A 23,006-nucleotide genomic window follows, 5' to 3' on the forward strand; every position below is an offset into this window, starting at 1 on the left:
AGTCACCCAATGATTATTATCGAAACCCTGCCGCTGCTGCGTCAGCAGATCCGCCGCTGGCGCCAGGAAGGCAAGCGCATCGCACTGGTGCCGACCATGGGCAACCTGCACGACGGCCATATGACGCTGGTCGATGAAGCGCGCGCCCGCGCCGACGTGGTAGTGGTGAGCGTCTTCGTCAACCCGATGCAGTTCGATCGCCCGGACGATCTGGCGCGCTACCCGCGCACGCTGCAGGAAGACAGCGAAAAACTGACCCGCCGCGGCGTCGATCTGGTGTTCGCGCCGGCCCCGGCCGCGGTCTATCCGCAGGGGCTGGAGCAGCAAACCTACGTCGACGTGCCGGGCATTTCCACCATTCTGGAAGGCGCAAGCCGGCCGGGCCACTTCCGCGGCGTTTCCACCATCGTCAGCAAGCTGTTCAACCTGGTGCAGCCTGATTTGGCCTGTTTCGGCGAGAAGGACTACCAGCAATTGGCGCTGATCCGCAAAATGGTGGCGGACATGGGTTACGACATCGACATCGTCGGCGTGCCGACCGTGCGCGCCAAAGACGGCCTGGCCCTCAGTTCACGCAACGGTTACCTGACCGCCGAAGAGCGCAAGGTTGCGCCGCAGCTGAGCAAAATCATGAACGCGCTGGCGCAGCAGCTGGCCAATGGCGAGCGCCATGTCGAAACGCTGTTGGAACAGACCGCCGAGCAACTGCGCGCCGCCGGCTTTACGCCGGATGAGCTGTTTATTCGCGATGCCGACAGCCTGCAGCCGCTGACGGTGGACAGCCAACGGGCGGTGGTGCTGATGGCCGCCTGGCTGGGCAAAGCGCGGCTTATCGACAACCAGCAGGTTGACCTGACGCTGTAAGTCATTTTTTATACTGTCGTCATCCTTCCGCCCTGACCATAGGTAGACAATGGCGGGACGATCGGTGACGATAGAGATTGCAGGGATGCAGGAGAGATGTTCAACCCCAACGCCTGTGAAGGCCGATATTCAGTTAGGTAAAGCTATGATACGTACTATGCTGCAAGGCAAGCTGCATCGCGTCAAAGTCACTCAGGCTGACTTGCACTATGAAGGATCCTGCGCCATCGATCAGGATTTCCTGGAAGCGGCCGGCATTCTGGAATATGAAGCGATCGATATCTACAACGTGGATAACGGCCAGCGCTTCTCCACCTACGCCATCGCCGCCGAGCGCGGTTCGCGCATTATTTCGGTCAACGGCGCCGCCGCGCGCTGCGCCTGCGTGGGCGACAAACTGATCATCTGCTCCTATGTGCAAATGACCGACGCCGACGCCCGCCAACATCACCCGAAGGTCGCCTATTTCGAGGGTGACAACAACCTGCAGCGCAAGGCGAAAGCCGTGCCGGTTCAGGTCGCCTGACGGTAAAACGGGCGCCTCACGCGCCCGTTCTTTTCCTTACTGCACCACCGTGCCCGGCTTGTTGGCTATCCGATCCGCCATGGTCTGGATCGAGTCGGTGCGCAGAATATACAGCCGCTTCAGCGTATAGGGATTATCCCCCGGCTTCACCTTGCCCTGCACCGTGGTCACCGCCAGATGGAAACCGGCGTCCTGCGCCGCCTGGATAGCCCGCTGGTTATAGCCGCCGAACGGGTAGGACAGATACAGCACGTGCGGGTTGAACTGCGACAGCGCGCGGCGCGAACGCTCAAAATCGAACTCGATATTGTGCAGCGAACGGCTCAGCAAAATCGGCTGGCGATTGCCGTCGGTGCGATGCAGGAAGTGGGTGTGCGACTGCACGTCGAACACGTCCTGAATCTGCTTAAGCTCCGAGACGCTCATAAACTGCAGCGAGTCCGGGTTCCATTTCTGCGGATGACGCTTGATGCGCGAAGAGATGATGAACGCCGTCGCGCGGAAACCGTAATCCTTCAATACCGGGTAAGCGTAGCGATAAACCGATTTCAGCCCGTCGTCGAAGGTCAGCACGATCGCCTTGCCCGGCAGGTTGATCTGATTCTTCAGGTAGGCTTCCAGCTGATACAGCGAAATGGTGTCGTAGCCCGCCTGCTTGAGGTAGGTCATCTGGTTGCTGAACGCCACGTCTGAGGTGGTGGTCGAAGTATGGCGGAAGCGCTTGTTCTCTTCGTTTTTCAGCAGGTGATGGTAAGTCAGCACCGGTATGCCGTTATCGATCTCGCAGTCCAGCTCATTGACGAATCCCAGCCGATCGCCGATGTTGACCTCGTACCAGGTATTGTTCAGCCGATCCTTCAGCTTGCCGATGATCGGATAACGCAGGTTGCCTTCCAGCGTGCCGAAGACCTCGCTGTCCTTGTCCGCCGCGGTGTATACGTCGATCGCCTTTTGGGTGATCAGATTCTGGTTGGTCAGCGGCTTGTTCAGCTCGCCCAGATCGTCTTGCACCTTGCGCGACTTCTTCAGCTCGCGCACGTCGTCTTTATCGATAAAGCCGGTGCCGTGCCCGAATTTGAATTCGTAGTATTCCGCATCCGCCGGGAACACCTGGATCAGTTGCCCGCGCTTCACTTCCCCTACCGGGATCACATGCTCGCCCACCAGCGAATAGACTTCGCTGTCGCGCTGCGCCTCCATGTATTCAGATTTAACCGCGCCGTCTTCCGACAGCAGATTCGCCAGGCTCACAGGGGAAACCAACGACATCAGAATGCCGAGTAACCCAGTCGCCAACTTGTATTGAGGCCGCATGATGATGTTCTGCTTACGAGTGCGTAATGACAAAAATGAAGGAAATGTGGAGCGCCAGCATAGCACGATTTGAACAGCGGGGAACTAGCGGTTATTTGAGCGATTCTATTGATTTACGCGCCGCCTGCGCCAAATCGGGAAAAACGCCCCCGCCGGAAAAACGAGGGCGCATCAGGATCAGCTGCGCAGGCCGCGGCCGCGTTCGATCAGGTACCAGGACAGCAGGTAGAACACCGTGATAAACGCCACCAGCACCGCCATGGTGAACGCCAGCGGCACGTCGTTGATGCCGAGGAAACCGTAGCGGAAACCGCTGATCATATAGACGATCGGGTTCAGCTTCGACACCGCCTGCCAGAACGGCGGCAGCAGCGACAGCGAGTAGAACACCCCGCCCAGGTAGGTGAGCGGCGTCAACACGAAGGTCGGGATCAGGCTGATGTCGTCGAAAGTGGTGGCGAACACCGCGTTGATCAGCCCCGCCAGCGAGAACAGGATCGCCGTCAGCAACAGCGTCAGCGCAATCACCCACCAGGCGTGCACCTGCAGCGGCACGAAGAACAGCGAGATGATGGTCACCAGCACGCCGACGCAGATACCGCGCGCCACGCCGCCGCCGACATAGCCGGCGATCACCACGTGGGTCGGCACCGGCGCCACCAGCAGTTCCTCAATGTTGCGCTGGAATTTGGCGCTGAAGAACGACGACGCGACGTTGGCGTAGGAGTTGGTGATCACCGCCATCATGATAAGGCCGGGCACGATGAACTGCATGTAGCTGAAGCCGTGCATATCGCCGATGCGCGAACCAATCAGATTGCCGAAGATGATGAAGTACAGCGTCATGGTGATCACCGGCGGCACCAGGGTCTGGATCCAGATGCGCGCGAAGCGGTTCACCTCTTTGGCCCAGATGCTCTGTAAGGCCACCCAATACAAACGCGTCATGCTTTCTCTCCATTGCCGTTAACCAGGGTGACAAACAGCTCTTCCAGGCGGTTCGCCTTGTTGCGCATGCTCAGCACCTGCACGCCCTGCGCGCTCAGCTGGGCGAACAGGCCGTTCAGCCCCTGTTCACGCATCACCTCCACTTCCAGCGTCGAGGTATCCGTCAGGCGGCTGCGGTAACCGTCCAGCTTCGGCAGCGGGCTTTTCGCCGCCAGATCGAGGATAAAGGTTTCCGACTTGAGCTTGGCCAGCAGCCCTTTCATCGAGGTGTTTTCCACCAGCTCCCCGTTCTGGATGATGCCGATGTTGCGGCACAGCATCTCCGCCTCTTCCAAATAGTGGGTGGTGAGGATGATGGTGGTGCCCTGGGCGTTCAGCTCTTTCAGGAAGCCCCACATCGAGCGGCGCAGCTCGATATCCACCCCGGCGGTCGGTTCATCGAGGATCAACAGCTTCGGCTGGTGCATCAACGCGCGGGCGATCATCAGACGGCGCTTCATGCCGCCGGACAGCATGCGAGCACGCTCGTTGCGCTTGCCCCACAGGTCCAGCTGATTGAGGTACTTTTCGGCGCGCGCCATCGCTTCACGCCGCGTGACGCCATAGTAACCCGCCTGGTTCACCACGATCTGCAATACGGTTTCAAACGGGTTGAAGTTGAACTCCTGCGGCACCAGGCCAAGCTGGCGCTTGGCGTTGACGATGTCTTTATCGATGTCGTAACCGAACACCCGCACGCTGCCGGCGGTTTTGTTCACCAGCGAGCTGATGATGCCGATGGTGGTGGACTTTCCGGCGCCGTTTGGCCCCAGCAGGGCATAAAAATCCCCCGCCTCGACGCTCAGGTCGATGCCGCGCAGCGCCTTGACGCCACCGGCGTAAGTCTTGGTCAGCTGCGCTAATTCCAGTGCATAATTCATATGTAAAATAGTACCTTATAACGATGAGTATGCCGCCGCGCCCCCTGTTTGCGAGGCTTGAAACAATAACAATAATCCTAGCATCGACGGCGTTTTCACTGCGTCGAATCCGTGCGGTAAATGAGGTTGCACCACTGTTCCGATTTCCAAATTGTGACGCTTACCCTATATTACCCCAACGCAATCTGTTCGTTACGGGTCAATCACCTCCATGAAAGAAATCGAAGAGCTTATCGCCAACAACCAGGCCTGGTCGGCCAATATCAGTCAGGAAGACCCGGATTTTTTTGAACGTTTAGCCCAGGCGCAAAAGCCCCGCTTCTTATGGATTGGTTGCTCTGACAGCCGCGTTCCCGCAGAACGCCTGACCGGCCTCGAGCCGGGTGAACTGTTCGTCCATCGCAACGTGGCGAACCTCGTTATCCACACCGATCTTAACTGCCTGTCGGTGGTGCAGTATGCGGTAGATGTGCTGGAGGTCGAACACATCATCATCTGCGGCCACCTGGGCTGCGGCGGCGTGCAGGCCGCGGTGGAAAACCCGGAGCTGGGGCTGATCGACAACTGGCTGCTGCACATTCGCGATCTGTGGTACAAGCACAGTTCGCTGCTGGGCGAGCTGCCGCCGGAACAGCGTTTCGACATGCTGTGCGAGATCAACGTCATTGAGCAGGTATACAACCTGGGCCACTCCACCATCATGCAATCGGCCTGGAAACGCGGCCAGAAGGTGATGATCCACGGCTGGGTGTACGGCATTCAGGACGGCCGTCTGCGCGATATGGAAGTGCTGGCGACCAGCCGCGAGAGCCTGGAGATGGGCTACCGCAAAGCGATAGCCAAACTGAAGCAGGATAAAGGCGTATAATCCCGCCGCGGGCGCGGCAGGCCGCGCCCCACATCAATTACTCGTCCAGCAGCACCACTTTGCCGACGTACGGCAGGTGACGGTAGCGCTGGGCGTAGTCGATGCCATACCCCACCACGAACTCATCCGGGATCGAGAAGCCGACGTATTCGACCGGCACCTGCACTTCACGGCGCTCAGGCTTGTCCAGCAAGGTGCAAATCGCCAGCGATTTCGGCCCACGCAGCGCCAAAATCTCGCGCACTTTGTTCAGCGTGTTGCCGGAATCGATGATGTCTTCCACGATCAGCACGTCTTTGCCGCGAATGTCTTCGTCCAGATCCTTGAGGATCTTCACGTCGCGAGTGGTGGACATGCCGCTGCCGTAGCTGGAAGCCGTCATGAAGTCGACTTCATGCGGCACGTCAATCGCGCGGCACAGATCGGCCATGAACATGAAGGAGCCGCGCAGCAGCCCGACCAGCACCATGTCACTGCCGCTGTCGCGGTAATGTTCGGTGATCTGGCGGCCAAGTTCGGCGATACGGGTCTTAACTTCCTGCTCGGAAATCATTACGTCTACAGTGTGTTTCATAGTATTCAGGTCAGTTGCCGGAAGAAAGGCGCAGAGTTTAGCATAGCCTTTCGCCGGTGGCGACGCGAGCGCACCGCCACCTGAGCGATAGGCCGCGATCAATCGGCGACGGTAAAGCCCATCATCATGCCGGTATCTTCATGCTCCAGCAGGTGGCAGTGGGCCATATACGCATGTTCGCTGCTTGCCGGATGATCGAAGCGCACCAGCACTTCGCTGCGCCACCCTTCGACGCGCACTGTGTCCTTCCAGCCGCTGCGATGCGCCGCCGGCGGTTTGCCGTTCTCCGACAGGATCCGGAACTGGGTGCCGTGAATGTGGAACGGGTGCAGCATCATGTCGCCCTCGCCGGAAATGGTCCATTTTTCATACTGGCCCCGTTTGGCGGCAAACATCGGTTTGTTCATGTCGAAGGCCTTGCCGTTGATCATGTTGCCATGGCTGAAGTCGAACGGTTTAGCGTTGCCCTGCGCGCCGCCATGATCCATCCCGGCCATCTTGCCATGATCCATGCCTTTCATGCTGCTCATGTCGCCGTGGTCCATGCCCTGCATGCCGCCCTTCTCCATGCCCTTCATGTTACCGTGATCCATGCCTTTCATGTCTCCAGCGCCCGTCGCGCCATGATTCATGCTCATTCCGGCCATCGCCTGATGACCATAACGATCCATCAGCGCCTGCATGCCGAGCATATCCAGCTGCGGATCCATCATCAGCTGCAGCCAACGCTCCTGGATGCCGGCGGTGGCAGGCAATGTCGGCAGCTTCACCAGGCTGTCCGGCATGGTTTTGATGCCCTGCGCCAACGACGGCTGAATGCGCAACACCGGCAGCGGCCGATCGAACGGCGCCAGCGTCATGCCCATCTGTTTCACCGGCAACGTCATGATGTCGAACGCTTTCCCGTCGGAGGCATCGACCAGCACTTCAAAGCGCTCGCCCATCAGCATCGGCAGCTCGGTCAGCTTCACCGGCTCCGCCAGGAAACCGCCGTCGCTGGCGATGACGTACAGCGGGCGGTTGTCACTGGCCGCCAGATTCAGCGAGCGGGCGTTGCAACCGTTGAGGAAACGCAGGCGCAGCCAGCCGCGCGGCGCCAGATGTTGCGGATACTGCGCGCCGTTGGTGAACATGCGATCGCCAAACCAGCCCACCGCCGCGCTCATCACGTCCAGGCGGTATTCGATCTGCGCGTCTTTGCCCAGCCGCTTATCCTGCAGGATCACCGGAATATCATCCTGCCCCCAGGTTTTCGGCAGCGGCAGTTTGGCGCTCTCTTCGTCTTCCAGCAGCACCAGCCCCGCCAGCCCCATCATCACCTGGCTGCCGGTTTTACCGTGCGTATGCGGGTGGAACCAGCAGGTGGCCGCCGGTTGATCGACGGTGAAATTCACCGTGCGCGTTGCGCCGGGATGGATCAACGCCTGCGGGCCGCCATCGACGTCGCCGGGGATTTCCAGGCCGTGCCAGTGGACGGTACTGGCTTCCGCCAGGCTGTTTTTGATATCGACCGTCACCGGCTGACCCCGCTGCAGCTTCACCGCCGGCCCGAGCAGCGCGCCGTTGAATCCCCAGGTTTTGGTGGCGGCGCCGGGCAACCAGCGGGTTTCCCCCGCCTGCAGCGCCAGCGCAATCTTTCCCTGCGCGTCGGGCGTTAACAACGGGGGCACCGGCAGAGCCGGCCGCTCGGCCGCTAAGGCGGCCCGGCTCCATAACGGCAATGCGCTCGCGGCGCCCAATGCAGCGGTCAATTTAATAAAATCACGGCGTAACATCGCTGACTCCCTTTTCTCAGTGACATAACTCAACGCAGCCAGCCTAAACCTTCCCCCTGCCGGAAGGTCAAGCCTTTCCTGGCGGTATTTTAAGCTATGCCTCACAATCAAGAGCGCGCCGTGGGTGAGCGCTATGGCAGCGCCCGTCAGCAATAAAATTTGGTGCCTTTACAGACAAGTGTGGTAACGTCTGCAGACGACAAACAGGCCTATTTCATGATGAAAAAAACAACGTTAACGATGCTGTTGCTGGCGATGCTGGGCTTCTCCAACGCCAGTCTGGCGCTGAATGAATCCGAGGCGGAAGATCTGGCCGATCTGACGGCGGTATTTATTTATTTGAAAAATGATTGCGGCTACAACGATTTGCCAAATGCGCAAATCAAGCGCGCCATCGTCTATTTCGCGCAACAAAACCGCTGGGATTTGAGCAACTACAACAGCTTTAACATGAAGGCGCTGGGCGAAGACAGCTATCGCGATCTGAGCGGCATCGCCATTCCAACGCCCAAGAAGTGCAAATCGCTGGCGCGCGACTCCCTGAGCCTGCTGGCCTACGCCAATTAATCTTCCCCCTCGCCCGTCCGCCCTTCCGCTCTCTCTGTCTGAAATTCAACCGTGCATCGCCAGGCAGAGTTAGCTATGATGTTGCGCCGATTTTTCATGGCTGTTATTACGGAGTTTCCCGCACATGACCCAGAAAGAAATTTGGTACGAAACGCTGCATACGGGCTTCGGCCAGTACTTTTCGGTAGAGAAGGTGCTATACCGCGAGAAGACCGATCATCAGGATCTGGTGATCTTCGAGAACCCGGTGCTGGGGCGCGTGATGGCGCTCGACGGCGTGGTGCAAACCACCGAGCGTGACGAGTTCATCTATCACGAAATGCTGACCCACGTGCCGCTGTTGGCGCACGGCCAGGCGAAGAAAGTGCTGATCATCGGCGGCGGCGACGGCGGCATGCTGCGCGAAGTCAGCCGGCATCCTGGCGTTGAGCAGATCACCATGGTCGAAATCGACGCCGGCGTCGTCGAGTTCTGCCGCCAGTACCTGCCCAACCACAGCGCCGGCGCCTATGACGATCCGCGCTTCAAGCTGGTGATCGACGACGGCGTCAACTTCGTGAATCAAACCGACGAAACGTTCGATGTGATCATCTCCGACTGCACCGATCCGATCGGCCCCGGCGAAAGCCTGTTCACCTCGGCGTTTTATGAAGGCTGCGCCCGCTGCCTGAATGAGGGCGGCATTTTCGTTGCGCAAAACGGGGTCTGTTTCCTGCAGCAGGACGAGGCGGTCAACAGCCACGCCAAACTGAGCCGCTACTTTACCGACGTCAGCTTCTATCAGGCGGCGATCCCGACCTATTACGGCGGCATCATGACCTTCGCCTGGGCGAGCCAGAACCCGGCGCTGCGCCAGCGCGATCTGCCTACCCTGCAACAGCGCTTTAACCAAAGCGGCCTACACTGCCGTTATTACAACCCGGCAATTCACGTCGGCAGCTTTGCCCTGCCGCAATATTTGCTCAATGCCCTGAACGTAACACGTTAAGCGAGAAGATAAAGGAGGTGGCCCAAATTGCATAAGCTAAAACTGCACGGCTTCAACAACCTGACCAAGAGCCTGAGTTTTTGTATTTACGATATTTGTTACGCCAAAACCGCGGACGATCGCGATGGCTATATCGCCTACATAGACGAACAATATAACGCCAACCGGCTGACCGAGATCCTGAGCGAAACCTGCTCGATCATCGGCGCCAATATTCTGAACATCGCGCGTCAGGACTACGAGCCGCAGGGCGCCAGCGTCACCATCCTGGTCAGCGAAGAGCCGATCGATCCGAAAGACGTCGATACGTCGGAACACCCCGGTCCGCTACCGAATACGGTCGTCGCGCACCTGGACAAGAGCCATATCTGCGTGCACACCTACCCGGAAAGCCATCCGGAAGGCGGGCTGTGCACCTTCCGCGCCGATATCGAGGTCTCGACCTGCGGCGTCATTTCGCCCCTCAAGGCGCTGAACTACTTAATTCACCAGCTGGAATCCGACATCGTCACCATGGACTATCGCGTGCGCGGTTTTACCCGCGACGTGAACGGCGTGAAACATTACATCGATCATGAGATCAATTCGATCCAGAACTTTATGTCGGAAGACATCAAGGCGCTGTACCACATGATGGACGTGAACGTTTACCAGGAAAATATCTTCCATACCAAGATGTTGCTGAAGGATTTCGATCTGAAGCACTACCTGTTTAACGCGGAGCCGGAGGCGTTGAGCGCAGCCGAACGCAAGCAGATCACCGATCTGTTATGGAAAGAGATGCAGGAAATCTATTACGGCCGCAATATTCCGCATCTGTGATGGAAAGGGCGCGGCGCGCCGCGCCCTGATGCTTAGTACTTCAGCATGAAAGAACGATAGGCCTTCAACACCAGCAGGAAATCCTCAACGCCGCAGAATGAGAGGCTTTCTTCGTCGTAGTAGTTCATCCCCTCTTCCATTTCGTCGCCCTCGAACTCCAGCTGATTGGCGCGGATCATCACTTCTTCACCATCCATCAGCAGCGTATATTCATGGCCTTCCAGCTGCCATTGGCGCTCGCTGCCTTTGACCTCGGCCGCGCCGGCTTCAATGCGGTCCAGCAGGTTGAAATCGCCTTTGACTTCTTCATTGATCCAGTGGCCAATCGCTTCATGCCCCATCGAAAATCTGACGATCACCTGACCGGTGACGTCACGCAGAAATTCGTAATCCATAGCATGCCCTCCTGAGCCCTTTTTCTTAGTGTAAACATAAATGGCGGACTAACTCAGTGAGCGCTCGCAAAGTTGGCAACTGAGCAAAATAAAACGGGAGGCCAAGGCCTCCCGTTAAACAGTTGCGCAATATAGCGGCTTACACGGCGGTTTGGAAGATCACGCCGTCGGCTTTTTCGGTGTACTGGCCCAGCTGGTCAAAGTTCAGGTAGCGGTAGGTATCCGCCGCCGTCTTATCGACCTGCGCCATATAGGTCTGGTACTCGTCCGGCGTCGGCAGGCGGCCCAGCAGGGACGCTACCGCGGCCAGTTCGGCAGACGCCAGATAGACGTTGGCGCCGGTGCCCAGACGGTTCGGGAAGTTACGGGTTGAGGTGGAAACCACCGTCGCGCCGTCCGCCACGCGCGCCTGGTTGCCCATGCACAGCGAGCAGCCCGGGATCTCGATACGCGCGCCGCTCTTGCCGAAGACGCTGTAGTAGCCTTCTTCGGTCAGCTGAGCCGCATCCATCTTGGTTGGCGGCGCCACCCACAGACGAGTCGGCAGCTGGCCCTTGTGCTGATCCAGCAGCTTGCCCGCCGCGCGGAAATGGCCGATGTTGGTCATGCAAGAACCGATGAACACTTCATCGATTTTGCTGTTGGCCACGTCAGACAGCAGGCGCGCATCGTCAGGATCGTTCGGCGCACACAGGATCGGCTCTTTGATCTCGTTCAGATCGATGTCGATCACCGCTGCGTATTCCGCATCCGCATCGCCTTCCAGCAGTTGCGGATCCGCCAGCCATTTTTCCATGCCCTGAATACGGCGCTCCAGCGTACGGCGATCGCCGTAGCCTTCGGAGATCATCCACTTCAGCAGCACGATGTTGGAGTTCAGGTACTCTTCAATCGGCGCCTTGTCCAGCTTGATGGTACAACCGGCGGCGGAACGTTCGGCGGACGCATCGGTCAGCTCAAACGCCTGCTCGACCTTCAGATCCGGCAGGCCTTCGATCTCCAGAATGCGGCCGGAGAAGATGTTTTTCTTGCCCTTCTTCTCGACGGTCAGCAGACCCTGCTGGATCGCGTAGTAAGGGATGGCGTGCACCAGATCGCGCAGGGTGATGCCCGGCTGCATTTTGCCTTTGAAGCGCACCAGCACCGACTCAGGCATATCCAGCGGCATCACGCCGGTCGCGGCGGCAAACGCCACCAGGCCGGAACCGGCCGGGAAGGAGATGCCGATCGGGAAGCGGGTGTGGGAATCGCCGCCGGTGCCGACGGTGTCAGGCAGCAGCATGCGGTTCAGCCAGGAGTGGATCACGCCGTCGCCCGGGCGCAGCGAGACGCCGCCGCGGTTCATGATGAAGTCAGGCAGCGTGTGGTGCGTGGTCACGTCGACCGGTTTCGGGTACGCGGCGGTGTGGCAGAACGACTGCATGACGAGATCGGCGGAGAAGCCGAGGCAGGCCAGGTCTTTCAGCTCATCGCGGGTCATCGGGCCGGTGGTGTCCTGAGAGCCGACGGAGGTCATCTTCGGCTCGCAGTATTCGCCAGGGCGAATGCCGGCGACGCCGCAGGCGCGGCCGACCATTTTCTGCGCCAGCGAGAAGCCTTTGTTGCTGGCGGCTACCGGTTTGGCGATGCGGAACACGTCGCTGTGCGGCAGACCCAGCGCTTCGCGCGCCTTGGTGGTCAGGCCGCGGCCGATGATCAGCGGGATACGGCCGCCGGCGCGCACTTCATCCAGCAGCACGTCGGTTTTCAGCTCGAAGTTGGCGATCAGCGCGCCGGTTTCGTGGTTGCGCACTTCACCTTTGTACGGGTAAACGTCGATCACGTCGCCCATGTTCAGCTCGGACACGTCCACTTCGATCGGCAAGGCGCCGGCATCTTCCATGGTGTTGAAGAAGATAGGCGCAATCTTGCCGCCCAGCACCACGCCACCGCCGCGCTTGTTCGGCACGTGCGGGATGTCGTCGCCCATGAACCACAGCACCGAGTTGGTGGCGGATTTACGGGAGGAACCGGTGCCGACCACGTCGCCGACGTAGGCCAGCGGGAAGCCTTTCTTGTTCAGCAGCTCGATCTGTTTGATCGGGCCGACGCTGCCCGGCTGATCCGGCACGATGCCTTCACGTTCGTTTTTCAGCATCGCCAGCGCGTGCAGCGGGATATCCGGGCGCGACCAGGCGTCCGGCGCCGGAGACAGGTCATCGGTGTTGGTTTCGCCGGTCACTTTGAACACGGTGACGGTGATCTTTTCCGCCAGCTCCGGGCGCGACAGGTACCATTCGGCATCGGCCCAGGACTGCATGATCTGCTTGGCGTGCGCGTTGCCGGCTTTCGCCTTCTCTTCCACATCGTAGAAGTTGTCGAACATCAGCAGCGTGTGGGACAGCGCTTTGGCGGCGATCGGCGCCAGCTTTTCGTCGTCCAGGGCTTCGATCAGCGGATGAATGTTATAGCCGCCCTGCATGGTGCCTAACAGTTCAATGGCTTTCTCGGGGGTAACCAGGGGGGATGTCGCTTCACCTTTGGCGATGGCCGCCAGGAAACCTGCTTTGACGTAGGCGGCTTCGTCGACGCCCGGTGGAACACGGTTAATCAGCAGGTCTAACAGGAATTCTTCTTCGCCTTTTGGCGGATTCTTCAGTAGTTCGACCAGCGCGGCCATTTGGGTGGCGTCTAGCGGCTTAGGGGCGATGCCCTCAGCAGCACGCTCGGCTACGTGCTTACGGTATTCTTCTAGCACGACGTTCTCCTCGCTCTCATTGTCATTTATTGTGCCTGGCGTATATGCAAACCGGGTTTATACCCTTTGGGTTTCACTCTGTGGCTAGGCGATCGGCCCGTAAAGGCCCCGAAACGGTGATTGGGGCAAACAAGCACGGTCAAACAGCGTTACAGCATGAAAGACTGATGGGTAGAGCGCACGGCGATATTGATGCCATCTATCCTGACGGGGCACTGCTGTCGATGTCCTGGACTGTAAGGTACAGTGCCCGGTTCCGCTCAGCCAGCATATCAGGATTTGAAACGGTTGTTAATTCGTTCACATAAAAGCAACATTAAATCTTTGCTGAATCGTTGAGCGCAGCGTAATCGGCTGCCGGACAAACAGGGCATTATATCCACATAATTAAAATGGATATAAGCATGAGGATCGGAATTTGGCGCAGCGGCCACAAAAAACCGCGTTCTGCATCTGAGCAAAAAAAAACGGCCCCTTCTCAGGAGCCGCTTGTTAACCGGTCAAACCAGCAGAATTACTTCTTCTTGGCTTTCGGGTTAGGCAGGTCGGTGATGCTGCCTTCGTAGATTTCCGCCGCCAGACCCACGGATTCGTGCAGGGTCGGGTGAGCGTGGATGGTCAGCGCGATGTCTTCCGCGTCGCAGCCCATCTCGATAGCCAGACCGATTTCACCCAGCAGCTCGCCGCCGTTGGTGCCGACAATCGCGCCACCGATGATGCGGTGAGTTTCTTTGTCGAAGATCAGTTTGGTCATGCCGTCTGCACAGTCGGAAGCGATCGCACGGCCGGAAGCCGCCCACGGGAAGGTGGAGGTTTCGTAGCTGATGCCTTTCTCTTTCGCTTCTTTCTCGGTCAGACCCACCCACGCCACTTCCGGCTCGGTGTAAGCGATGGATGGGATCACTTTCGGATCGAAGTAGTGCTTCATGCCGGCGATAACTTCTGCGGCGACGTGGCCTTCGTGCACGCCTTTGTGCGCCAGCATCGGCTGACCGACGATGTCGCCGATGGCGAAGATGTGCGGCACGTTGGTGCGCAGCTGTTTGTCGACGTTGATGAAGCCACGCTCGTCAACTTCAACACCGGCTTTGCCGGCATCCAGCAGTTTGCCGTTCGGCACGCGGCCGATCGCCACCAGCACCGCGTCGTAACGCTGTGGCTCTGCCGGCGCTTTTTTACCTTCCATCGTGACGTAAATGCCGTCTTCTTTGGCTTCTACCGCGGTCACTTTGGTTTCCAGCATCAGGTTGAACTGCTTGCTGATACGTTTGGTGAAGACTTTCACCACGTCTTTATCTGCCGCCGGGATAACCTGATCGAACATTTCAACGACGTCGATCTGTGAACCCAGCGCATGGTATACGGTGCCCATTTCCAGGCCGATGATGCCGCCGCCCATAACCAGCAGACGCTCTGGGACGGTTTTCAGCGCCAGCGCATCGGTAGAATCCCACACGCGTGGATCTTCATGAGGAATGAATGGCAGTTGGATCGGACGAGAACCTGCAGCGATGATGGCGTTGTCGAAGTTGATGGTGGTTGGGCCGTTTTCGCCTTCAACAACCAGGGTGTTAGCGCCGGTGAACTTGCCCAGGCCGTTGACCACTTTCACTTTACGGCCTTTCGCCATGCCAGCCAGACCGCCGGTCAGCTGAGTGATGACTTTTTCTTTCCAGACGCGCACTTTGTCGATGTCGGTTTTCGGCTCGCCGAAAACGATGCCGTGTTCGGCCAGCGCTTTGGCTTCTTCGATCACTTTGGCAACGTGCAGCAGTGCTTTGGAAGGGATACATCCCACGTTCAGGCAAACCCCGCCCAGAGTGGAATAACGTTCAACCAGAACGGTTTCAAGACCTAAGTCAGCGCAACGAAAGGCTGCAGAGTAACCTGCCGGGCCCGCCCCAAGTACCACGACCTGAGTTTTAATTTCAGTACTCATCATGACCTCTTAATTGATTGTCCGGCGGGTCAGACGTCATTTTTATTGCTAATCGATCTCATAACGCCCTTCATCCACCGGGACGCTTACACCGCGAGCAGTTTACAGAATTGTTAATAATCTGCAAAGCGTGTTCGAGTGACCCGTGTCTCAACAATTTTGTCGAGTTATGCAAAATCCGACAAAACTGCTACAGAATCGTCAGGGGCGCAGCATGCTGCGCCCCTTTTGCATTACATCACCAGACGGCGAATGTCGGACAACATGTTGTTGATGATGGTGATGAAGCGCGCACCATCGGCACCGTCGATAACGCGGTGGTCGAAGGACAGCGACATCGGCATCATCAGGCGCGGCATGAACTCTTTACCGTTCCAGACCGGCTCCATCGCAGACTTGGAGACACCCAGGATAGCCACTTCCGGCGCGTTGACGATCGGCGCGAAGTGAGTCGTCCCGATGCCGCCCAGGCTGGAGATGGTGAAGCAGCCGCCCTGCATCTCGCCCGCGGTCAGCTTGCCGTCGCGCGCTTTCTTGGAGATGGTCATCAGCTCGCGAGACAGCTCGGTGATGCTCTTCTTGTTCACGTCCTTGAACACCGGAACCACCAGGCCGTTCGGGGTATCTACCGCCACGCCGATGTTGATGTATTTCTTCAGCGTCAGCTTCTGGCCATCTTCGGACAGCGAGCTGTTGAAGCGCGGCATCTGCTCCAGAGCGGCAGCGACGGCTTTCATGATGAACACGACAGGCGTGAACTTCACGTCCAGCTTGCGCTTGGCCGCCTCTTCGTTCTGCTGCTTGCGGAACGCTTCCAGATCGGTGATGTCGGTTTTGTCGAAGTGAGTCACGTGCGGGATCATCACCCAGTTGCGGCTCAGGTTCGCGCCAGAGATCTTCTGGATGCGGCCCATTTCGACTTCTTCGATCTCGCCGAACTTGCTGAAGTCCACTTTCGGCCATGGCAGCATGCCTGGCAGACCGCCGCCGGCAGCAGCCGGGGCCGCTTCAGCGCGTTTCACCGCGTCTTTCACGTAAGCCTGAACGTCTTCGCGCAGGATGCGGCCTTTACGACCGGTGCCTTTCACTTTCGCCAGGTTAACGCCGAATTCACGCGCCAGACGACGAATGACCGGAGTCGCGTGCACGTAGGCCGCGTTCTCGGCGAACTCGCCTTTGTCTTCAGCTTTCGCAGCCGGAGCGGCGGCTTTAGCGGCGGCCGGCGCCGGCGCAGCGTCCGCTTTAGCGGCTGGAGCGGCGGCAGCGGCAGGCGCAGCGCCTTCCACTTCGAACACCATGATCAGGGAGCCGGTTTTCACTTTGTCGCCGGTCGCGATCTTGATCTCTTTCACGGTGCCCGCGAACGGCGCTGGCACTTCCATGGAGGCCTTGTCGCCTTCCACGGTGATCAGAGACTGCTCGGCGGCAACCTTGTCGCCCACCTTGACCATCACCTCGGTCACTTCGACTTCGTCACCGCCGATATCCGGCACGGCGACGTCTTTAGCCGCCGAGGCCGCAGGCGCTGCGGCGGCAGCCGGTGCTTGCGCCGCAGCCGGGGCCGCAGCGGAAGCGGCGCCGGCCACTTCGAACAGCATGATCAGGGAACCGGTTTTCACTTTGTCGCCGGTCGCGATCTTGATCTCTTTCACGGTGCCCGCGAACGGCGCAGGGACTTCCATGGAAGCCTTGTCGCCTTCCACAGTGATCAGGGACTGCTCGGCTTCCACCTTGTCGCCCACTTTCACCAGGATCTCGGTCACTTCGACTTCGTCGGCGCCGATATCCGGCACGGCAACGTCTTTGGCCGCAGCGGCAGCCGGGGCAGCTGCTGCTGCCGCCGGTTTTTCTTCCGCTTTCGCCGCCGGTGCAGCTTCCGCTGCGCCTGCCGCTTCGAAGATCATGATCAGTTTGCCGGTTTCGGTTTTATCGCCGACCGCCACTTTGATCTCTTTCACCACGCCCGCCTGCGGGGAGGGCACTTCCATGGAAGCCTTGTCGCCTTCCACGGTGATCAGCGATTGTTCCGCTTCAACTTTATCGCCGACCTTCACCAGAATCTCGGTGATTTCGACTTCATCTGCACCGATGTCCGGTACGTTGATTTCGATAGACATTATTCAGTACCTCTTAGGCCAGACGCGGGTTAACTTTTTCCGGGTTGATGTCGAATTTCTTGATTGCATCAGCAACCACGGAAGCTTCGATCTCACCGCGTTTAGCCAGTTCACCCAGAGCAGCAACCACCACGTAGGACGCATCGACTTCGAAGTGGTGACGCAGGTTTTCGCGGCTGTCCGAACGACCGAAGCCGTCGGTGCCCAGTACGCGATAATCGCTGGCCGGCACATAAGTACGAACCTGTTCGGCGAACAGTTTCATGTAGTCGGTAGAGGCTACCGCCGGCGCGTCGTTCATCACCTGAGCGATGTAAGGCACGCGTGGCGCTTCGGTTGGGTGCAGCATGTTCCAACGCTCGCAATCCTGGCCGTCGCGCGCCAGTTCGGTGAACGAGGTCACGCTGTAGGTGTCGGAACCCACGCCGTAGTCCTTCGCCAGGATCTGCGCAGCTTCGCGCACGTGGCGCAGGATGGCGCCGGAGCCCAGCAGCTGCACCTTGCCTTTGCTGCCTTCCAGCGTTTCCAGCTTGTAGATACCCTTGCGGATACCTTCTTCCGCACCCTGCGGCATCGCAGGCATGTGGTAGTTTTCGTTCAGCGTGGTCAGGTAGTAGTACACGTTTTCCGGGTTGTCGCCATACATGCGCACCAGACCGTCGTGCATGATCACCGCCACTTCGTACGCGTAAGCCGGATCGTAAGAGATGCAGTTAGGGATGGTCAGAGACTGAATGTGGCTGTGGCCATCTTCGTGCTGCAGACCTTCGCCGTTCAGGGTAGTACGGCCCGAGGTCCCGCCGATCAGGAAGCCGCGCGCCTGTTGGTCGCCCGCTGCCCAGCACAGGTCGCCGATACGTTGGAAACCGAACATCGAGTAGTAGATGTAGAACGGAATCATCGGCAGATCGTTGGTGCTGTAGGACGTCGCTGCGGCCAGCCAGGAAGAGGCTGCGCCCAGTTCGTTGATGCCTTCCTGCAGGATTTGGCCTTTCTCGTCTTCTTTGTAGTAAGCAACCTGCTCACGGTCCTGCGGGGTGTACTGCTGGCCGTTCGGGCTGTAGATACCGATCTGACGGAACAGACCTTCCATACCGAAGGTACGCGCTTCGTCGGCGATGATTGGCACCAGGCGATCTTTGATCGACTTGTTCTTCAGCATCACGTTCAGGGCACGCACGAAAGCGATAGTGGTGGAGATCTCTTTGTTCTGCTCTTCCAGCAGCGAGCTGAAATCTTCCAGCGCCGGCATTTCCAGCTTCTGGGTGAACTCCGGCAGACGGGTAGGCACATAGCCTTTCAGAGCCTGGCGACGTTCGTGCAGGTATTTGTACTCTTCGGAATCTTTCTCGAAGGTGATGTACGGCAGTTTTTCGATGTCAGCATCGGCAACCGGCACGTTGAAACGATCGCGGAAGTGGTGAACCCCTTCCATGTTCATTTTTTTCACCTGGTGAGCGATGTTTTTACCTTCCGCGGTTTCACCCATGCCGTAACCTTTGATGGTGTGAGCCAGGATAACGGTCGGTTTGCCTTTGGTGTCCTGCGCTTTTTTCAGTGCAGCGAAGATTTTCTTCGGATCGTGACCACCACGGTTCAGCGCCCAGATTTCGTCGTCGGTCATGTCTTTGACCAGCGCCGCGGTTTCCGGGTAACGGCCGAAGAAGTGCTCGCGCACGTAAGCGCCGTCTTTGGATTTGAAGGTCTGGTAGTCGCCGTCCAGGGTCTCGTTCATCAGCTGAACCAGTTTACCGCTGGTGTCTTTGCGCAGCAGCTCGTCCCAACGGCCGCCCCAGATCACTTTCAGCACCTGCCAGCCTGCGCCGGAGAAGATGCCTTCCAGTTCGTTGATGATCTTGCCGTTACCGGTGACCGGGCCGTCCAGGCGCTGCAGGTTGCAGTTGATGACGAACACCAGGTTGTCCAGCTTCTCGCGGGTGGCGATGGTGATGGCGCCTTTGGATTCCGGCTCATCCATCTCACCGTCGCCCAGGAAGGCGTAAACGGTCTGCTCAGAGGTGTCTTTCAGGCCGCGGTGTTCCAGGTATTTCAGGAACTTCGCCTGATAGATGGCGCTGATTGGGCCCAGGCCCATGGATACGGTCGGGAACTGCCAGAATTCCGGCATCAGCTTAGGATGCGGGTAAGAGGACAGGCCGTTGCCGTGCACTTCCTGACGGAAGTTGTTCATCTGTTCTTCGGTCAGGCGGCCTTCAAGGAAGGCGCGCGCGTAAACGCCCGGAGAGATGTGGCCCTGGAAGTAGACCAGGTCGCCGCCGTCTTTCTCGTTGCGTGCGCGGAAGAAGTGGTTAAAGCAGACTTCATAGAAGGTCGCGGAAGACTGGAAGGAAGCCATGTGGCCGCCCAGCTCCAGGTCTTTCTTGGATGCGCGCAGAACGGTCATGATCGCGTTCCAACGGATCGCAGAGCGAATGCGGCGTTCCAGATCCAGGTTGCCTGGGTAAGCCGGTTCGTCTTCTACCGCGATGGTGTTGACGTAGTTGTGCGCTGCAGCACCGGCCGCAACGTTAACGCCGCCTTTACGGGCTTCTCCCAATACCTGATCAATCAGAAACTGAGCTCGCTCAACACCCTCTTCACGGATGACCGATTCGATCGCCTGCAGCCAGTCGCGGGTTTCGATCGGATCCACGTCATTGTTTAAACGTTCTGACATGGTGGTATTCCTTATCTGTCTAATGGTTTGTTTGGAGCCTGTCTTCCTGTGCTCTGTGAAAAAACACACGAAGACAGGCCCATCAGTTTAGTTGCCGCTTAAGTACTTAACTAAGTACCTCGAACTTAACCCCCGCAGGCTGGTGTACCCTGAAGAGGACAGCTCTTAATCCTTGCGTTGCTGGAGACGCCGCAGCGATCTCTCGCGCCGAGTATGCTCCCGGCTGAGATCCAGCAAGATTTCCTCGATAAACGCCAAGTGGCGATGCGAGGCTTCACGGGCCTTTTCCGGCTCGCGTGCCACAATCGCCTCAAAAATTCCGGCGCGGTGGCTGCTCACTTTTGCCAACATCTCACGGCGCGAGTAGAGCAATTCAAAGTTCTGACGCACGTTCTGTTCCAGCATCGGCCCCATGCAGCGTAGCAGGTGAAGTAACACAACGTTGTGAGCGGCTTCAGTCACGGCGATTTGATACTGCATGACCGCATCGGCTTCGGCGTCGAGATCGCCGCTGTCTTGAGCCTGTTGAATCACGATGTGGCAATCGCGGATGCGCGCCAGATCTTCATCGGTGCCGCGCAGCGCCGCGTAATAGGCGGCAATGCCTTCCAGCGCGTGACGGGTTTCCAGCAGATCGAACTGTGATTCGGGATGGTCGGCCAGCAGCTCGGCCAGCGGATCGCTGAAGCTCTGCCACAGATTAGTTTGCACGAAGGTGCCGCCGCCCTGACGGCGCAGGAGCAGCCCTTTCGCTTCAAGGCGCTGAATGGCCTCTCTCAGAGAAGGACGGGAGACATCAAATTGTTTCGCCAGCTCGCGCTCCGGAGGCAGTTTTTCGCCTGGGCGCAGTGTCCCCTCGAGGATCAGGTATTCGAGCTGTTGCTCGATAACATCTGACAACTTGGGTTGGCGGATTTTGCTGTAGGCCATGAGTGAATTCTTCTCTGCGAATGGCGCGGAGTCAATTGGTAATACCAATTTCAAAAACGTGACGGTAAAGTAACAAAGTATTCACCTCCTGTCCATACGGGCCTTGATCGAAATCAGGTTACCCGCACATTTTAACACCCAGCTGAAAACCCCGCTGCAAACCGGTAACGCCGTGATGGTATTACCATTTACGCGGCGGGTTTGGGATTTAACTTTTACCAAACCTTACGCAAGGCAGAGTGCAAACTTTTTGCCCGAGTTTTATTGCATGGTTATTACGCTTTAATGAATGGCTATTTGGCGAGCAGCGCAACGGCGGTTCGTTCATTATTTGAACGCGGCCTACCGTTCAGATCTACGTTATTTTTGCGCATTATGTGATTTGTTGCTTATTTCATGCACTGAATCCCCCCTGCCGTCACACAACCCGCATTTTGTTTCCTAAACTGCTGCAATATTAATCACTCACACGACAAAGCAGGTGCAAACCGACGCGCATAACATTATTCTCTGCCAAACGGTAGCGGCGCCGTGGAATTAATAGCTATAACGCCGTAAATAAAACAAAACACACATCGTAACCACTGCTTTACAGGCAGGTGGGCATTCACAACGACAGAGGGTTAGATTGATGGATGGTCAACAGCATGGTGACCAGCTGAAGCGCGGCCTGAAAAACCGCCATATTCAGCTCATCGCCTTAGGTGGCGCAATCGGCACCGGGTTATTTCTCGGTATCGCTCAAACAATAAAAATGGCCGGCCCGTCAGTGCTTCTCGGCTACGCCATCGGCGGCTTCATCGCGTTTCTGATCATGCGCCAGCTGGGGGAAATGGTGGTGGAAGAGCCGGTCGCCGGTTCCTTCAGCCACTTCGCCTACAAATACTGGGGCAATTTCGCCGGCTTCGCCTCCGGCTGGAACTACTGGGTGCTGTATGTCCTGGTGGCGATGGCGGAGCTGACGGCGGTCGGCATCTACGTACAGTACTGGTGGCCGGAGATCCCCACCTGGGTTTCCGCCGCGGTATTCTTCCTGGCGATCAACGCCATCAACCTGGCCAACGTGAAAGTTTACGGCGAGATGGAGTTCTGGTTCGCCATCATCAAAGTGGTGGCGATTATCGGCATGATCGTGTTCGGCGCCTACCTGCTGTTCAGCGGCATGGGCGGCCCGGAAGCCACCGTCACCAACCTGTGGGCGCAGGGCGGGTTCTTCCCGAACGGCGTCATGGGCCTGGTGATGGCGATGGCGGTGATCATGTTCTCCTTCGGCGGCCTCGAGCTGGTCGGCATCACCGCCGCCGAAGCCGACAACCCGCAAAAAAGCATTCCGAAAGCCACCAATCAGGTGATCTACCGCATCCTGATCTTCTATATCGGTTCACTGGCCATTCTGCTGTCGCTGTACCCGTGGGGCAAAGTGGTTGAAGGCGGCAGCCCGTTCGTGCTGATCTTCCACGCGCTGAACAGCAACCTGGTGGCGACCGTGCTGAACATCGTGGTGCTCACCGCCGCGCTGTCGGTCTACAACAGCTGCGTCTACTGCAACAGCCGCATGCTTTACGGCTTGGCGCAGCAGGGCAACGGCCCGAAAAGCCTGCTGAAGGTCGACGGCCGCGGCGTGCCGGTGGTGGCCATCGGCATTTCCGCCCTCGCCACCGCGCTGTGCGTGCTGATTAACTACCTGATCCCGGGCCGCGCCTTCGAACTGCTGATGGCGTTAGTGGTATCGGCGCTGGTGATCAACTGGGCGATGATCAGCCTGGCGCACCTGAAATTCCGCGCCGCCAAAAACCGCGAAGGCGTGGTGCCGAAGTTCAAAGCGTTCTGGTACCCGTTCAGCAACTACCTGTGCCTGCTGTTCATGGCCGGCATCCTGGTGATCATGTACCTGACGCCGGGCATTCAAATCTCGGTGCTGCTGATCCCGGTATGGGTGGCGATCCTGGCCGTCGGTTACGCCATCAAACAGCGCAGCCAACGTGTCGACGGCGTCACCAGCCGTTGAATCCCGTGACCGCGCAATAAAATGGCCCGCAGATGCG

At 58.3% G+C, this 23,006-nt stretch carries 18 protein-coding genes; 7 read left to right on the forward strand and 11 right to left on the reverse strand.

Annotated features, from left to right (window positions below):
- Positions 1-9 precede the first annotated feature (9 nt).
- Positions 10-864 (forward strand): pantoate--beta-alanine ligase, encoded by an 855-nt coding sequence (gene panC / locus ACMGG9_RS19675; RefSeq protein WP_033644699.1) that lies wholly within the window; start codon positions 10-12, stop codon positions 862-864.
- Between the two features lie 145 nt (positions 865-1,009).
- Positions 1,010-1,390, forward strand: a complete 381-nt coding sequence (gene panD, locus ACMGG9_RS19680; RefSeq protein ID WP_004937544.1) for an aspartate 1-decarboxylase — start codon at positions 1,010-1,012, stop codon at positions 1,388-1,390.
- Between the two features lie 36 nt (positions 1,391-1,426).
- On the opposite strand, the gene ACMGG9_RS19685 is transcribed toward panD, so the two are convergent.
- The 3 genes from ACMGG9_RS19685 to ACMGG9_RS19695 form a co-directional block, all read right to left on the reverse strand.
- Positions 1,427-2,704, reverse strand: coding sequence for a polysaccharide deacetylase family protein (locus ACMGG9_RS19685; protein ID WP_033644697.1), 1,278 nt, complete (start codon positions 2,702-2,704; stop codon positions 1,427-1,429).
- Between the two features lie 177 nt (positions 2,705-2,881).
- Positions 2,882-3,652 (reverse strand): ABC transporter permease, encoded by a 771-nt coding sequence (locus ACMGG9_RS19690; RefSeq protein WP_033644696.1) that lies wholly within the window; start codon positions 3,650-3,652, stop codon positions 2,882-2,884.
- The gene (locus tag ACMGG9_RS19695) at positions 3,649-4,572 is read right to left on the reverse strand and encodes an ABC transporter ATP-binding protein (RefSeq protein ID WP_033644695.1); all 924 of its coding nucleotides are present in this window, start codon (positions 4,570-4,572) and stop codon (positions 3,649-3,651) included. The genes ACMGG9_RS19690 and ACMGG9_RS19695 overlap by 4 nt, the downstream gene beginning before the upstream one ends.
- Positions 4,573-4,783: 211 nt before the next feature.
- On the opposite strand from ACMGG9_RS19695, the gene can reads away from it, so the two are divergent.
- Positions 4,784-5,440, forward strand: a complete 657-nt coding sequence (can, locus tag ACMGG9_RS19700) for a carbonate dehydratase (protein ID WP_015379031.1) — start codon at positions 4,784-4,786, stop codon at positions 5,438-5,440.
- 37 nt (positions 5,441-5,477) lie between these two features.
- Here can and hpt read toward each other — a convergent pair whose 3' ends face one another.
- On the reverse strand, positions 5,478-6,014 hold the full coding sequence (gene hpt, locus ACMGG9_RS19705; protein WP_048234659.1) for a hypoxanthine phosphoribosyltransferase: 537 nt from the start codon (positions 6,012-6,014) through the stop codon (positions 5,478-5,480).
- Positions 6,015-6,112: 98 nt separating this feature from the next.
- Positions 6,113-7,789, reverse strand: coding sequence for a multicopper oxidase CueO (gene cueO, locus ACMGG9_RS19710; RefSeq protein WP_033651333.1), 1,677 nt, complete (start codon positions 7,787-7,789; stop codon positions 6,113-6,115).
- Between the two features lie 219 nt (positions 7,790-8,008).
- On the opposite strand from cueO, the gene ACMGG9_RS19715 reads away from it, so the two are divergent.
- The 3 genes from ACMGG9_RS19715 (at position 8,009) to speD (ending at position 10,166) form a co-directional block, all read left to right on the forward strand.
- Positions 8,009-8,356: a YacC family pilotin-like protein gene (locus ACMGG9_RS19715; protein ID WP_033644927.1), complete on the forward strand. Its 348-nt coding sequence runs from the start codon at positions 8,009-8,011 to the stop codon at positions 8,354-8,356.
- A gap of 124 nt (positions 8,357-8,480) precedes the next feature.
- Entirely contained in the window at positions 8,481-9,344 is an 864-nt protein-coding gene (speE, locus tag ACMGG9_RS19720) for a polyamine aminopropyltransferase (RefSeq protein ID WP_033651332.1), read from the forward strand.
- Between the two features lie 27 nt (positions 9,345-9,371).
- Positions 9,372-10,166, forward strand: coding sequence for an adenosylmethionine decarboxylase (gene speD, locus ACMGG9_RS19725; protein WP_004937510.1), 795 nt, complete (start codon positions 9,372-9,374; stop codon positions 10,164-10,166).
- A 32-nt stretch (positions 10,167-10,198) separates the two neighbouring features.
- On the opposite strand, the gene yacL is transcribed toward speD, so the two are convergent.
- The 6 genes from yacL to pdhR form a co-directional block, all read right to left on the reverse strand.
- Positions 10,199-10,561, reverse strand: a complete 363-nt coding sequence (gene yacL, locus ACMGG9_RS19730) for a protein YacL (RefSeq protein ID WP_004937507.1) — start codon at positions 10,559-10,561, stop codon at positions 10,199-10,201.
- A gap of 139 nt (positions 10,562-10,700) precedes the next feature.
- Positions 10,701-13,298 (reverse strand): bifunctional aconitate hydratase 2/2-methylisocitrate dehydratase, encoded by a 2,598-nt coding sequence (gene acnB, locus ACMGG9_RS19735; protein ID WP_208060559.1) that lies wholly within the window; start codon positions 13,296-13,298, stop codon positions 10,701-10,703.
- A gap of 514 nt (positions 13,299-13,812) precedes the next feature.
- Positions 13,813-15,237 (reverse strand): dihydrolipoyl dehydrogenase, encoded by a 1,425-nt coding sequence (lpdA, locus tag ACMGG9_RS19740; RefSeq protein WP_033644926.1) that lies wholly within the window; start codon positions 15,235-15,237, stop codon positions 13,813-13,815.
- A 233-nt stretch (positions 15,238-15,470) separates the two neighbouring features.
- Positions 15,471-17,354 carry a pyruvate dehydrogenase complex dihydrolipoyllysine-residue acetyltransferase gene (gene aceF, locus ACMGG9_RS19745; protein WP_414161654.1) on the reverse strand — a complete coding sequence of 628 codons (1,884 nt, stop codon included), beginning with the start codon at positions 17,352-17,354 and terminating at the stop codon, positions 15,471-15,473.
- A gap of 13 nt (positions 17,355-17,367) precedes the next feature.
- A complete protein-coding gene (gene aceE / locus ACMGG9_RS19750; protein WP_033632104.1) occupies positions 17,368-20,031 on the reverse strand; it encodes a pyruvate dehydrogenase (acetyl-transferring), homodimeric type in 2,664 nt (887 codons plus the stop codon).
- 165 nt (positions 20,032-20,196) lie between these two features.
- Entirely contained in the window at positions 20,197-20,961 is a 765-nt protein-coding gene (gene pdhR / locus ACMGG9_RS19755) for a pyruvate dehydrogenase complex transcriptional repressor PdhR (RefSeq protein WP_004937490.1), read from the reverse strand.
- Between the two features lie 631 nt (positions 20,962-21,592).
- Here pdhR and ACMGG9_RS19760 point away from each other — a divergent pair.
- Positions 21,593-22,969, forward strand: coding sequence for an amino acid permease (locus ACMGG9_RS19760; RefSeq protein ID WP_004937488.1), 1,377 nt, complete (start codon positions 21,593-21,595; stop codon positions 22,967-22,969).
- The last annotated feature ends 37 nt before the right edge of the window (positions 22,970-23,006 follow it).

It is taken from the genome of Serratia sp. BNK-10 (genome assembly GCF_047456065.1).
Taxonomy (GTDB): domain Bacteria; phylum Pseudomonadota; class Gammaproteobacteria; order Enterobacterales; family Enterobacteriaceae; genus Serratia; species Serratia ureilytica.

Coding starts and splice junctions, on each gene's coding strand:
- ACMGG9_RS19685 (WP_033644697.1), bottom strand. CDS start 2,704: ATGCGGCCTCAATACAAGTTGGCGACTGGGTTACTCGGCATTCTGATG.
- ACMGG9_RS19690 (WP_033644696.1), bottom strand. CDS start 3,652: ATGACGCGTTTGTATTGGGTGGCCTTACAGAGCATCTGGGCCAAAGAG.
- ACMGG9_RS19695 (WP_033644695.1), bottom strand. CDS start 4,572: ATGAATTATGCACTGGAATTAGCGCAGCTGACCAAGACTTACGCCGGT.
- lpdA (WP_033644926.1), bottom strand. CDS start 15,237: ATGAGTACTGAAATTAAAACTCAGGTCGTGGTACTTGGGGCGGGCCCG.
- ACMGG9_RS19760 (WP_004937488.1), top strand. CDS start 21,593: ATGGATGGTCAACAGCATGGTGACCAGCTGAAGCGCGGCCTGAAAAAC.
- cueO (WP_033651333.1), bottom strand. CDS start 7,789: ATGTTACGCCGTGATTTTATTAAATTGACCGCTGCATTGGGCGCCGCG.
- can (WP_015379031.1), top strand. CDS start 4,784: ATGAAAGAAATCGAAGAGCTTATCGCCAACAACCAGGCCTGGTCGGCC.
- aceE (WP_033632104.1), bottom strand. CDS start 20,031: ATGTCAGAACGTTTAAACAATGACGTGGATCCGATCGAAACCCGCGAC.
- yacL (WP_004937507.1), bottom strand. CDS start 10,561: ATGGATTACGAATTTCTGCGTGACGTCACCGGTCAGGTGATCGTCAGA.
- hpt (WP_048234659.1), bottom strand. CDS start 6,014: ATGAAACACACTGTAGACGTAATGATTTCCGAGCAGGAAGTTAAGACC.
- panC (WP_033644699.1), top strand. CDS start 10: ATGATTATTATCGAAACCCTGCCGCTGCTGCGTCAGCAGATCCGCCGC.
- speE (WP_033651332.1), top strand. CDS start 8,481: ATGACCCAGAAAGAAATTTGGTACGAAACGCTGCATACGGGCTTCGGC.
- aceF (WP_414161654.1), bottom strand. CDS start 17,354: ATGTCTATCGAAATCAACGTACCGGACATCGGTGCAGATGAAGTCGAA.
- ACMGG9_RS19715 (WP_033644927.1), top strand. CDS start 8,009: ATGAAAAAAACAACGTTAACGATGCTGTTGCTGGCGATGCTGGGCTTC.
- panD (WP_004937544.1), top strand. CDS start 1,010: ATGATACGTACTATGCTGCAAGGCAAGCTGCATCGCGTCAAAGTCACT.
- pdhR (WP_004937490.1), bottom strand. CDS start 20,961: ATGGCCTACAGCAAAATCCGCCAACCCAAGTTGTCAGATGTTATCGAG.